General features: G+C 61.8%; 10 protein-coding genes and 1 pseudogene. 2 read left to right on the forward strand and 9 right to left on the reverse strand.

The window, feature by feature from the left end; translation table 11 throughout:
- The coding region (locus tag GBO37_RS06250) for an IS3 family transposase (RefSeq protein ID WP_252927352.1) at positions 1 to 218 on the forward strand (218 nt) is incomplete at its 5' end.
- Positions 219 to 262: 44 nt separating this feature from the next.
- Here the strand turns inward: GBO37_RS06250 and GBO37_RS06255 are convergent.
- From GBO37_RS06255 to GBO37_RS06295, 9 genes are all read right to left on the reverse strand, one after another.
- Positions 263 to 1,051, reverse strand: coding sequence for an HAD-IIA family hydrolase (locus GBO37_RS06255; RefSeq protein ID WP_252927880.1), 789 nt, complete (start codon positions 1,049 to 1,051; stop codon positions 263 to 265).
- A 63-nt stretch (positions 1,052 to 1,114) separates the two neighbouring features.
- On the reverse strand, positions 1,115 to 1,675 hold the full coding sequence (locus tag GBO37_RS06260; RefSeq protein WP_252927881.1) for a histidine phosphatase family protein: 561 nt from the start codon (positions 1,673 to 1,675) through the stop codon (positions 1,115 to 1,117).
- 3 nt (positions 1,676 to 1,678) lie between these two features.
- Positions 1,679 to 2,722, reverse strand: coding sequence for an ABC transporter ATP-binding protein (locus GBO37_RS06265; protein ID WP_252927882.1), 1,044 nt, complete (start codon positions 2,720 to 2,722; stop codon positions 1,679 to 1,681).
- 17 nt (positions 2,723 to 2,739) lie between these two features.
- A complete protein-coding gene (locus tag GBO37_RS06270; protein WP_252927883.1) occupies positions 2,740 to 4,470 on the reverse strand; it encodes an iron ABC transporter permease in 1,731 nt (576 codons plus the stop codon).
- A 69-nt stretch (positions 4,471 to 4,539) separates the two neighbouring features.
- Positions 4,540 to 5,862, reverse strand: a complete 1,323-nt coding sequence (locus GBO37_RS06275) for an ABC transporter substrate-binding protein (protein WP_252927884.1) — start codon at positions 5,860 to 5,862, stop codon at positions 4,540 to 4,542.
- Between the two features lie 151 nt (positions 5,863 to 6,013).
- Positions 6,014 to 7,285 (reverse strand): sigma-54 dependent transcriptional regulator, encoded by a 1,272-nt coding sequence (locus GBO37_RS06280; RefSeq protein ID WP_252927886.1) that lies wholly within the window; start codon positions 7,283 to 7,285, stop codon positions 6,014 to 6,016.
- Position 7,286: 1 nt separating this feature from the next.
- On the reverse strand, positions 7,287 to 9,224 hold the full coding sequence (locus GBO37_RS06285; RefSeq protein WP_252927888.1) for a sensor histidine kinase: 1,938 nt from the start codon (positions 9,222 to 9,224) through the stop codon (positions 7,287 to 7,289).
- A gap of 26 nt (positions 9,225 to 9,250) precedes the next feature.
- Positions 9,251 to 10,429 (reverse strand): ABC transporter substrate-binding protein, encoded by a 1,179-nt coding sequence (locus GBO37_RS06290; protein WP_252927890.1) that lies wholly within the window; start codon positions 10,427 to 10,429, stop codon positions 9,251 to 9,253.
- Between the two features lie 203 nt (positions 10,430 to 10,632).
- Positions 10,633 to 11,094 carry an MSMEG_1061 family FMN-dependent PPOX-type flavoprotein gene (locus GBO37_RS06295; RefSeq protein ID WP_371927500.1) on the reverse strand — a complete coding sequence of 154 codons (462 nt, stop codon included), beginning with the start codon at positions 11,092 to 11,094 and terminating at the stop codon, positions 10,633 to 10,635.
- A 138-nt stretch (positions 11,095 to 11,232) separates the two neighbouring features.
- Between GBO37_RS06295 and GBO37_RS06300 the strand changes: the two are divergent.
- A pseudogene (locus GBO37_RS06300) lies at positions 11,233 to 12,002 on the forward strand (IS5 family transposase).
- Positions 12,003 to 12,014: the final 12 nt, after the last annotated feature.

A 12,014-nucleotide genomic window follows, 5' to 3' on the forward strand; every position in this document is an offset into this window, starting at 1 on the left:
TGAGCAGAGCGGGCAATGTCTGGGACAACTCGGCGATGGAAAGTTTCTTCTCAACGCTGAAAACTGAACGCACCGCCCGAAAAGTGTATCGGACCCGAAATGAAGCCCGCGCCGATATCTTCGACTACATCGAACGCTTCTACAACCCGCGGCGGCGCCATTCGAAACTGGGCTATCTCAGCCCCATGGAGTTCGAGGCCCGCGCTATGCTAGCTTAACCTGCTGCCCACAAAACCGGTAGCAGCTCACGGCGTCGTTGGCGTTACGCGTCGCAGTCCACGTCAAGTTCAAGAAGCGTTTCCACCTCGATGTCCGGCACAACGCCAGACACTTCCCTCGGCGGGACCCCGGTTCGCACGAGGATCGTCTTCAGCCCCGCAGACTGACCGGCCATGATGTCGGTCTCGATCTGATCGCCCAACATGAAGGTTGACTGAGGATCGCTGGCAAGGATCTCCAATGCCACATGAAGCAGATCAGGTTGAGGCTTGCCAATGATCCGGGGCGCTATGCCTGATGCTGTTTGGATTGCAGCCAGCAGCGATCCTGCGCCTGGCTCGTAGCTGTCTCCATGAGGAAGCATGCAGTCGGGGTTTGTCCCGTAGAATAATGCGCCTGCGAGAAGGGTCGACTGCGCCTTGCGCAATTTCTCGAACGTGAACGCGCGGTCGAGGCCAACGACAAGAGCCTTTGCGTCCTGATCATCGATCTGGAAACCTTGTGCTGCCACGGCCTCGACCAAAGAGTTCGCTCCGATGACCATAACGCGCGAGCGTGCGGGCAGATCTGCGCATAGGCGCTTCGCCAGGACCATGGAGCTGGTGACAATCCGATCCGGCGATGCGTGAATGCCCATACTGTTCAGTTTGTCGGAAAATTCCTCGGCGGACTTGGTCGAGTTGTTGGTAACAAAAGCATAGGGCACGCCTTGTTCGTGCCAATGCCTGAACGCCAGAACGGCCGACAGGATGAGCGCATCGCCCCGATAGGTCACGCCGTCCAAGTCGCTGATGATGGCGGTGTCGCGGGGAAGCTTGATCTTTGACTTCACAAGAAGACTTTCTGTTGAGGCGGTTATTGCCACGAATTAACCGGCGAGGGGTGGCACCGTCTTCTAGCGGGTTGCAGGGACGGAAGAGCGCGGCGACAGATCAAGCCGGATCAGGGCGCCGTTGTCGATGCTTCTCGCGTGGAGACCTCGTGTTCCGTTAAGCATGTGCCTTAGACCCGACAGCCAGGCGCCGTGGCCAAAGGCCAAGACCGGTGTGTTTGCATTAGCAACGCGTTGCTGCACCCGCTGGATGCGTTCCAGAAAATCCGCGAACGGTTCCCCCAAGGGAAGACTATGCGGATCACTGCCCCACAGTCCGGGATAAGCGGCTTCGAGATCGGCCCAGGTCCTGCCTTCCAAGCTTCCAAAGCAAAGCTCCGCAAGGTCAGGATCAGGCACGGCCGCGGGAAACCCGTGCAGCGCGGCCGTTTGACGGGCGCGGCGCAGCGGCGACGTCAGGACCAGTTCGAAATCCTGACCGGCGAGTTCCTTGCGGTTGACCGCCAGTGCAGCCAGATCGCCCTTGCCCAGTGGATCGTCCAAGTCTATGTCCCGGCGCCCTTGCAGGCGGGCCTCGCTGTTCCAAGGCGTTCGAAAATGGCGGACGAACCAAAGCTGCCCCATGTATCAATCTTCAAGCAGAGCCGCGCTTTGGCTGTCTATTGAAAGTTTCACCTCGTGTCCCTCATCAAAGGGCGGATAACCTGTCGCATGTAGGGTATCGACGATCATCTGCCCGTCTGGTGTGTCGATCAGATAGCGGATTTGGCTGCCTAGAAACTCGCGATGGCTGATCCTTCCCGGCACGCCCTCACCCGAGCTCGAAACGCGAATGTTCTGCGGCCGCAGGACGATGCGCTTCGCGTTTGCAGACGACGTTGCAACGGACAGGCGCTGGCCACCGCTTGTGATGAAATGCGTTCCGTCATGGGTGCCGTCCAGGACGTTCGCAGTGCCGAGGAAGCCCGCGACAAAGGCATTCGCAGGATAATCGTAAAGCTGCTGCGGCGTTCCGATCTGCTGAATCACCCCCTTGTCCAGGACGGCCATCCGGTCCGAGGTCGTGTTCGCCTCTTCTTGATCGTGGGTCACGAAGATCGTTGTCAGACCCAGCTTGCGCTGAAGGGACAGCAGCTCGCGGCGCATCTGCACCCTGAGAGCCGCGTCAAGGTTGGACAGCGGCTCATCAAGCAGTAGCACCTGCGGCTCGATGGCGATGGTCCGGGCCAGCGCGACGCGCTGCTGCTGGCCGCCCGACAGTTGTCCGGGCATCCGGTCGGCCAGATGCAGAAGGCCGACGGTCTCCAGCGCGGCCTCGACCTTTGGCGCGATCTTGCTGGCCGGCATCCGCCGTTCTTCTAGGCCGAAGGCGACATTCCGTCTAACTGACATATGCGGCCACAGCGCGTAGGATTGGAAGACCATCCCGACGTTGCGCTTCCAGGGCGGCAGGGTGGCGACGTCACGGTCTCCGATCAGGATGCGCCCGCGCGGCGTCGGCCCGAAGCCCGCGATCGCGCGCAGCAGCGTGGATTTGCCCGAGCCGGACGGCCCCAGGAAGGCGAAGAACTCGCCCGGTTCGATTCCCAGCTGGATGCCTTCCAGAACCTTCGTATTGCCAAAGGACAAGTGAAGGTCTTCGATCCGGATGCCCACTTTGGATTGTGTCATGTGTCTTTCTCCGAAACTCAGTGCTGGTCGCTGATCGTGGACTGGCGGGACCGCTCGCGCTCGATGATGCGTTGCGAAAGGTAGGTGCCGAGCGCCACGATGGCGACCGCGAGGATGCCGAGCGCCGCCCCTGGTCCGCGCCCGGCGGGGGACTGCATGTAAAGGTAGATGCCATAGGCCAGCGGCGCGTCGGACGAGCGACAGACCAGCATGATTGTCGCGGACAGCTCGACCGCGGCGGTGGCGAAGCTTGTCACGAAGCCGGCCAGAATGCCGCCGGTCATCAGGGGCACTACGATCCGCCGGATGGTGCTGGTCCGCGACGCCCCGAGGCTTTCCGCCGCCTCCTCGAGCGACAGTGAGACCTGTTGCAGCGCGGCCATGCAGGCCCGCAGGGCATAGGGTAGCCGACGCACAGCCAGCGCGACGATGATGATGCCCCAGAAGCTGGACATCTGACCCAGACCGAAGGGCAGCTGGATGCCGTGGAACATCCGCAGATAGCCGATCCCCAGCACGACGCCCGGCACGGCCAGCGCTGCCGTTGCCATGTAGTCCAGCCACTTCCGCCCCGTCAGGCCGGTTCGGATGACTATATAGGCGATCGCACAGCCTAGCACGACATCGATCAGCGCGGCGGTGCCCGCGTAGATGATCGTGTTCCAGACGTATTGAGAGGATTGGGTGAAGATCGTCCCGAAGTGCTGGATCGTGAAGCCGTCGGGTAGCGGCGAGAAGGACCAGATTGTCCCGAAGGCAAGCAGCAGCAAGCCAATATGCGGTGACAGCACCAAGGCAAGGATCAGCAGGATCGTCGCCCAGGCCAGCCATTTCTCACGGGTGTTCAGGTCGCGCCGCGAAAGCCCGCCCCCGCCCTTCTGCACCGTTGCATAGTCCTTGCCGCGCATGAAAAGGAACGACGCCCACAGGGAGAAGACCGAGAACACCACCAGGATGAAGGAAATTACGTAGCCCATTGGATCGTTGATCCCGACCCCGGTGATCCGCAGATAAGCCTGAGGCGCTAGCATGTTGTTTACATTGAGCAGCAAGGGCGTGCCGAGGTCGTCGAACACTTTAATGAAGACCAGCGCCGCGCCGGCCAGGTAGCCCGGCATCGCCAGCGGAAAGACAATTCGGCGGAACATGCGCATCCCGTGCGAGCCGAGGTTCTGGGCGGCCTCCTCCATCGAGCGGTCGATGTTGCGCAGGGATGCGGACAGGTTGATGAGGATGAACGGGAAGTAGTGGATCGACTGGACCAGGATGACGCCGTTCAGCCCCTCCATGAAGGGGATGCGAAACCCGAAATGATCGTTCAGCAGCAGGTTGATCGACCCATTACGGCCAAAGAGCAGCGACATTGCGACTGCACCGACGAAGGGTGGCATGATGAGCGGGATGATCCCGAGTGCCTGGATCGCGGCCGTGCCCGCGAAATTGAAGCGCGTCGTGATATAGGCAAGGGGTAGTGCGATCATCGTCGCGACTACGACCGACATTGCCGAGACGTAGAACGAGTTCACGAAGCTCTCGCGAAACAGCGTCGTGTTGAAGAAGTCCTGAAAGTTCTGCAAGGTGAACGCCCCCGTCCGTGCGTCCAGGAAGGCGACGTAGAGCACCTGAGCGACCGGAAGGATCAGGAAGGCCATCAGGAAGATCGCAATCGCGATTCCGGCCACGGCCGCACCCGACAGTTTTGGGAAGAGCGTGAGGCGGCGTTTTGGGCTGTCGGTGATAGCTGGCATGGTGTCCTCGAGGCATCACTTGAAGCCGCGCCGCCGAGGGCGGCGCGGGACTGGTTCGGCGACGACAATTCAGTTTAGCGCGATGGCCTGCTCGGCCAGCTGCCGGGCCTTCGCGTAGTTCTCGACAGCGAAGCGGTCCCACTCCTGCTCGATTTCGGCCTGACGGCCGACGACCTGAGTTTCTGGATCAGCGCGCGAGACGGTGAAGGCCTGAGTATAGCTGGGATCGAGCGCCTGTTCTTCGGTAATTGGCATGGCCTCGATCAGGGCCCGCGCCTCAGCGATCAGCGCGGCGGCCTCTTCGTTGCCGGACTCCGCCTGTGCGGCCTCGGCACGCTGCACGGACGTGACTGCGGCGCGCAGGTCGTCGAGGCGATATGTCACAAGAACGTCGAACAGCGAGTTCACCAGCTCATAACGCAGGCCCGACTTGTCCACGTCGAACTCGATCGCGCCGGGCGCGAAGTCTTCCGAGAAGGGGTTCGGGAAGTCCTCGGGTGCGTCGGCATAAGCATCAGGGTTCACGGGCAGGCGCATGATGGCAGGCTCAAGAAGCACCTTCTGCCCTTCGGGCGACAGAACAAACTCGACGAAGCGCTTGGCTCCGTCCTGGTTCGGCGCGTTCTCAATAATGCCGATATTAGCGGGCACGATAGCGGTGACACTGGGGTAGACCAACTCGACCGGGAAGCCCGAGGCCTTGGACGACAAGCCGAAGAAGTCGATCACGATCCCGAAGCCGGTCGCGCCCGAGTTCACGGCATCCGGAACGCCGAAGCTTCGTTCGGTCACCGTATTCATGTTGCCCGAGATCCATTTCCAGGTGGCCCAGCCCTCGTCCCAACCCTCGCCCTGCAAGACGGTTTCGACCGTCAGGTGGGTCGTGCCCGAGCGCGAGGGCGAGGACATCGCAACATGGCCGTTGTATTCGGCGCGTTTAAGATCCTCCCACTCCTCGGCGATGGGCAGTTCGTTTGCTTCAACATAGCGCGTATTATACATGATGCCGTAGCCGGACGCCGCGAAGCCGAAATAAGTCCCGTCGGCATCGTGGACCGGATAGCCGCCGATCATGTCGGGTATGCCCTCATACTGGATATCCACGTTTGCCAGCAGTCCCTGCTCCTTAAGGACCTCGAACGCGTCGGGCGCCGAGGCCCACATGATATCGGTGGTATTCGAGCCGCGCGTTTCCTGCAGATAGGAGACCGCTGCGTTGGTGTTGCGATTGACAACCTCCAGCGTCGCGCCCGGATTGGCGGCCTCGAAGGCAGCCTTGAACGGGTCAGTCAGATCCTTGGAAAACGAGGTAACAACCGTCACGGTATCTGCAAAGGCCGCAGCCGAGGTCATCATCAGCGCGGCGGCGCTGAGCTTGAAAATCTTGTGCATGTCTCTCCTCCCAGAGGCGCAGGCGGGCGTGTCCCTGCCGGCGCCCGAGAACTGTGCATCATGCAACAAATTCGATCAAGCTATTGTTTTAAATAGAGTTATGCGTCATATTTGACCCGCAGCTTGGGTCAATCCTGACCCATTTCTGATCCTACAACATGCCATGGTGACGCAGGCGCAGGTAAAGCCGCTTGCGTGGAACGCCCAATAGCTCAGCCGCATCCGACTTGCGTCCACCTGTCTGGATCAACGCGGAGCGCAGCAGGCGGGCCTCGAAGGAAGACATTGCCGCATCGTATCGCGGGGTATTGCTTGTGCCCCCCACGGGTGCGGGCGCCAGTCCTTCGTCGAGGCCGATCACGAGACCCTCGGCATAGTTCCGCGCCTCTCGGACATTGCCGGGCCAAGGGTGGTTGCCGATCCGCTGGCGCAGGCTGTTGTCGAGATGGGGCTTGGGAAGGTCGTGACGCCTTGCGGCCTCGGCGACGAAATGGTCGATAAGAAGAAGCGCATCCCCGTCGCGATCGCGCAGGGGCGGCAAGGCGATGGCAGCGTTAAAGCGGTGAAAGAGATCGAGCCGCAGCTTGCCCTCTTCGATCAGGGCCTCGGGTGGGCGCTTCACGCTCGCGAGCACCCGAAGCTCGACGGGACGCGGCGCGGCGCCAAGAGGCGTGATCTCTCGCGTCTCGACTACACGCAGCAGACGGACCTGAAGGATGTCTGGCATCGCCTCCAGCTCGTCCAGATAGAGGCTGCCCCCTTCCGCCCGCGCGACCAGCCCCTTCGTGTCGCTAGTGCCAAAAAGCTCGCGATCGATTTTGGCTTCGGTCAGCGCGCCGCAATTCACCGCGACGAAGGGGCCCGCGGCACGCGGCGACAAATCGTGCAGCAGGCGCGCGGCCAGTTCCTTGCCCGTGCCGGTCTCGCCCGCGATCAGCAGATCCAGGTGAAGCCCCGCGAGCGAGCGCAGCCGCTGCCGCAGATCCTGCATGACGGGTGATCGACCTATCATCCGCTCGTCGATCCGGGCCTGGCGTAGCCTGGCGTTTTCAAGATGCATGTCCCGCATCGCCTGCGCGCGCCGTAAGGCGGTCAGCATCAGCTCGGGCGAACAGGGTTTCTCCAGAAAATCGAAGGCTCCGGCGCGCACTGCGCGGATCGCGACGGGAATGTCGCCATGCGCGGTGATCAGGATGAAGGGCACGTCCCGCGCCCGGCATTGCGCCTGATCGAGAAATTCGAGGCCGGAAAGCCCCGGCATTCGCAGATCGGATAGGATGACTCCGGTGAAGTCTGGCGACAGCGCCCTCAGCGCAGGCGCAGCGCAATTGAAGGCGTGGACGCCAAAGCCCTCGCGTTCAAGCGTTTCGACCGTTGCGTCCCTTAGATCATCATCGTCCTCGACCAGGATCACTTCCGTCATGTCACGCCGCCGCCTTCCATCTGTTCAGACGTAACCGAACCTCGGCTCCGCCGCCTTCGTGTTGCTCGATCTCGAGATTGCCGCCCATGTCCTGCATGATGTTGAACGCAATGGACAGCCCAAGACCCAGCCCCTTGCCGGCATCCTTCGTGGTGACGAAAGGGTCGATGAGACTTTGGCCGGCATGTCCACTCAGCCCGACCCCATTGTCGCGGATGACAAGCTCGACCGCGTCGGAGCCGAACACCTCCAAGGTGACAAGTCCGTCCTCGTAAGGGCTCTCGCGAGCTTCTATCGCGTCGAGTGCGTTCCCGAGAACGTTGAGCAGGACCTGTTCAATGAGGATTTCGTCGCCCGACACCTCGATCCCCTTCAACACGGCGGACCGAAAGCGGACGCGCCCGTTTCGCCAGCGGTGGTCCAGTAGCTCGACAGCCGCCGCCAAAGGTTCGGACAGATCTACACGAGAGTTCTGATGCGCCGAACGGCGCGCGATGCGGCGCAGGTGCCCGATGGTGCGCGTCATACGGTCCAAAAGACCTTCGATCCTATGGATGGCGGGTTCGGCGTCGGGATGGGCGGCGCGCAGATTGTGAAGGCGATGCCCGATCGCCGCCAAGGGCTGATTGATCTCATGGCTGATCGCCGCCGACATCTGGCCAAGCGCGGCCATCTTCCCCGCTTGCACCAATTCGCGCTGCGTCGTCTCCAGCCGCTCCACGGCCTCGCGACGCTCCTGGATCGAGGCCCGAAAAACATTGACCGCGGCAGCCATCTCTTCGATCTCGTCGCGCCGCGCAGCGCCATCTGCGGGCCGGGGCAGGTCGGAAGTGCCGCGGGCGATGCGGACGAGATCGGCAGATAGCTTCTCGATTCGGACAAGGATACGTCGATGGATGAACACTGCGACGATGACTGCGGTGGCCAGCCCGCCAAGAAGGGTGGCGGTCCCCAGCCACAGGGAACCGCGCAGGATCGCAGATGCCGCAGAATCCGCCCCACGCTGCGCTGAGATCCGTTCAGCGCGCCCCATGCTGGTCAGCAGCGTCTGCATCTCCGCCAGCCCAAGCTGTGCCGTTTGAAGCCGATTAATCGCCTCGTTACGCAGGTCGAGGCGCTGCTGGACCTGCGCAAAGATGCCCTCGTCGCCGGTCGCGAGCGCTATTAGCCGCTCGAGCGCGTCGATGAGCAGGGCGACATCGACCCTTGGGCCAAGGTTCAACTGCCCCAAGCTCAGCTGGTCCAGCGTATCGCGGCCCAGCGCCCTCGTCTGTTCCAGCGTTTCGGCGGAGTTCGCGGATTGTGCCTGCAGCAGAAGCGCTGTCAGGGTCGCTGCTTCAGAGCCCAGTTGCTGCACGCGATCCCGCAGCAGCCAGCCTTCTGATAGCGATTGCTCGGCCTCGCTGGTTGCCCCGCGACTTGGCGAGGCGATCATGACCGCCAGTTGCGTGTCAAGATTGAAGGAGAGATCGCTGAGGATGCCTTGGACCTGGTCCTGGACGTCGGCGTGGGCCCATCTCAGTTCCGTTCCGGCACGCGCCTCGGCCTGCGCCATCTGGTCCAGACGCGCGCTGATCGCAATGAACTCCCTCAGCGCCTGCTGCAGCGAGCTGGTCGCGGCTTTCATTCTTTCCCGCGTCCGCTCGCGTTCGGGCGCGGCCGTCCACACAGGCGAGCCAAGGACTTCATCAACAGTGGCCGAGGCGGTCTCGACTGCTCGGCTCATCATGTCCGAGCTGGTCGTGGGGTCGGCGACAATCTGCATGGTGAGGGCGGCCAGCTGACCGGTCGCTTCGGCAAGTTCCCCGGACAGCGCGACAGCCGGGATGCGATCTTCCGCCAAATCCCGAAAGTCGCGCTCGGCCGTCAGCATCACGACCATGCCGGTAGTCAGGATGCCAATCGCCACGATCAGGATTGCAACAAGGGCGGCCACCATTCGAGACCGGATGGTGCCCCGGCGCGTCATTGCTCTTCGAGATGCCGGATAAGCGCCTCGACTTCGCTCAGGATGCCGTAAGAGCGTGAAGCCCATTCAATGACTGTCGCTTGTTCGGGCGCGGCGTGGCGGGCCTGCTCCTCGCTCAGCGGCATCAGGGTCAGCAACTGCCGAGCTTGCGCGATTTCAGCACCATGCCGCGCCGGAAGGCGGCCAAGCCGACGCCATAGCTCTCGCCGCAACAGCAAATCTCGAGCGATGAATGCCTCGAAGAGCTGATTGACCTGCCAGTAGCGGGTTGCGGCCAGCTTCGGATCATAAAGCGCCCGCCCAGAACTGAGCGCGGCCTTGACGGCATCTGGAAGCTGGGGGGCATCTGCCTGAACGCGGGGATCGACTGGAATGCGCATCACATCCGGGTGTAGCAGGATGCGCTGCCCGTCTTCCGAAAGAACGAAGCCTATGAACTTATCTGCCGATTCAGGGTGCTGCCCGCCTTGCAGAGATGCGATCCGCGCCGGGATGAGGGTTACGGGCGTTCCATAGCGGAAGTGCAGATCGTTTCTCGTCAATGCAAGGAAGTCGATGGTCAGGCCTATTTCGAACTCGTCTTTCTCCACTCCTTCCAGCACGCCAAAGCTGCGAGCGGAAATGGTGTTCAGCTGACCTGCAAGTTGTAAGACCCATGCCCATCCTTCCTCCCAGCCTCGCTGCTGCAGGATAGTCTCCAGGAGCGAATGCATAGTCCCCGAGCGCATGGGGTGCGACATTGCGATCTGTCCTGTGAAAGCCGGATCGAGCAGATCGTCCCAATCCTCGGGAAACAGATCATTGCGGGAAACATGCCAGGACCATCCAAGTGCCGACATGGCAAAATCCGCGTAGGCCCCCCGGCCCTGATCGAGCAGGCGTCCCGCCTCATCAAGCACAACGAAAGCTTCCGGCGCCGACGCCCAGAACAAGTCGAAGCGGCGCTGATTTCCGGCAATCATTTCGCTAACGGCGGCCGGAGTGTTCTTGTTTAGCACTCGAACGCGGATATCCGGGTGCCGCCGGGCAAAGGCCTCGATCATCGGCTCGACCACCTCTTCCTGATATGAAGTGATGATACGAAGCTCTTGCGCTGTGGCAGGATCGACAAGGCAGAGGACTGCACCCAGCAGTGCGCTCCATCTGCCTGCCGCGCGGGCAATTCGGCCTCCCATCGACATGTCCTCCACGATGCTAAGTTACATCACGCAGAGGACCATGGGACAACCTCGTTACCACATCGTTCGTGCCGCACGACCCGGCCACTCGGCATCATAGGTCGCGCCGTCGAAACTGCCGTCGGTTATCTCCTTCAGCATGTCGCCGATGCTGGGCAAACCCGCCGATGCGTCACCGCTGGTCCACAAGCCAGAGCGGATCAGGGCCCTGCGCATTGTGAGTAAATCTCGCTGGTATGAATGACGATGACAGTCCGCGGACGCTTTTCCTGGCGCTCGAACTGGCCGCACACGGACTGATCCGGGGAGAGCTTGGCTAACCCGTTAACGCGTATGGCCGTATTAGAACCAGGGATCAGGAACAGCAGGCTGACGCGGCCGTCGCGGACAATATTTTGCAGCGAATCGATTCGCTCGTTTCCGTTCCAGTCCGGAAGCAGCAGGGTGCGATCGTCCTCGATGCGAACGTCAGGACCTTCATCCCCTCTGGGACTGCAGTCGGTGCCCTCGGGGCCCACAGTTGCAAGAACACAAAAGCGGGCGCGTTCGATATGAGCGCGGTATCCGGACGTGAGATGCCCCGTCACCTTTATCTGCGAGGCCTCACCCGGAGTGCCATAGTGACCGTGCAATTCCTCCAGCGTCTCAAGCCACTGCGGCATTTAGGAACTCCTTCATTGACTGACTGTGCGTCGAAACGGGTATTTGAGGCGGCTCCCAGCAAAGACGATGAACCTCGGGTCAGGACCCATTGATCCTACGCCGTCGGCATGATTCAGGCTCGGTAAGGAGACTGAACGATGAGCAACCTTTTCTGGCTGACCGATGCGCAGATGGCTCGGCTCCAGCCCTTCTTTCCCAAGAGCCATGGCAAGCCGCGCGTCGATGATCGGCGAGTGTTGAGCGGAATAATCTTTATCAATCGAAATGGCTTGCGATGGCGCGATGCGCCAAAGGAGTATGGCCCGCCGAAGACCCTCTACAATCGGTGGAAGCGGTGGAGCGACAAGGGGGTCTTTGCCCGGATGATGGCTGGGCTGGCCGCCGAGGCCGCCGCCCCGAAGACGGTAATGATCGACGCGACCTATCTCAAGGCGCACCGCACGGCGAGCAGCCTGAGGTCGAAAAAGGGGGGGCCGGCGACCAGAGGGGCCGTCTGATCGGCCGCACGAAGGGTGGCATGAACACCAAGCTGCATGCCGTCACCGATGACAATGGTCGCCCGATCCGCTTCTTCATGACCGCAGGCCAGGTCAGCGACTACACCGGTGCGGCGGCCCTGCTGGGCAGCCTGCCAAAGGCGGAGTGGCTGCTGGCTGACCGCGGCTATGACGCTGACTGGTTCAGGGATGCGTTGCAAGACAAAGGGATAAAGCCCTGCATTCCCGGAAGGAAGTCGCGCGGCAAGCCAATCAAGCACGACAAGCGCCGTTATAGGCGCCGCAACAGGATCGAGATCATGTTCGGGCGCCTGAAGGACTGGCGACGGGTCGCTACACGCTACGACCGATGCCCGAGGGTCTTCCTCTCCGCCGTCGCCCTCGCCGCAACCGTCATGTTCTGGCTATGACGCGAGAATGAG

It is taken from the genome of Paracoccus sp. 08 (assembly GCF_024105395.1).
GTDB classification, from domain to species: Bacteria; Pseudomonadota; Alphaproteobacteria; order Rhodobacterales; family Rhodobacteraceae; genus Paracoccus; species Paracoccus marcusii.

What these genes read in the sequence shown, in the direction of transcription:
- GBO37_RS06260 (WP_252927881.1), bottom strand. Translation starts at nt 1,675, where the DNA reads ATGGGGCAGCTTTGGTTCGTCCGCCATTTTCGAACGCCTTGGAACAGC.
- GBO37_RS06265 (WP_252927882.1), bottom strand. Translation starts at nt 2,722, where the DNA reads ATGACACAATCCAAAGTGGGCATCCGGATCGAAGACCTTCACTTGTCC.
- GBO37_RS06270 (WP_252927883.1), bottom strand. Translation starts at nt 4,470, where the DNA reads ATGCCAGCTATCACCGACAGCCCAAAACGCCGCCTCACGCTCTTCCCA.
- GBO37_RS06275 (WP_252927884.1), bottom strand. Translation starts at nt 5,862, where the DNA reads ATGCACAAGATTTTCAAGCTCAGCGCCGCCGCGCTGATGATGACCTCG.
- GBO37_RS06280 (WP_252927886.1), bottom strand. Translation starts at nt 7,285, where the DNA reads ATGACGGAAGTGATCCTGGTCGAGGACGATGATGATCTAAGGGACGCA.
- GBO37_RS06285 (WP_252927888.1), bottom strand. Translation starts at nt 9,224, where the DNA reads ATGGTGGCCGCCCTTGTTGCAATCCTGATCGTGGCGATTGGCATCCTG.
- GBO37_RS06290 (WP_252927890.1), bottom strand. Translation starts at nt 10,429, where the DNA reads ATGGGAGGCCGAATTGCCCGCGCGGCAGGCAGATGGAGCGCACTGCTG.
- GBO37_RS06295 (WP_371927500.1), bottom strand. Translation starts at nt 11,094, where the DNA reads ATGCCGCAGTGGCTTGAGACGCTGGAGGAATTGCACGGTCACTATGGC.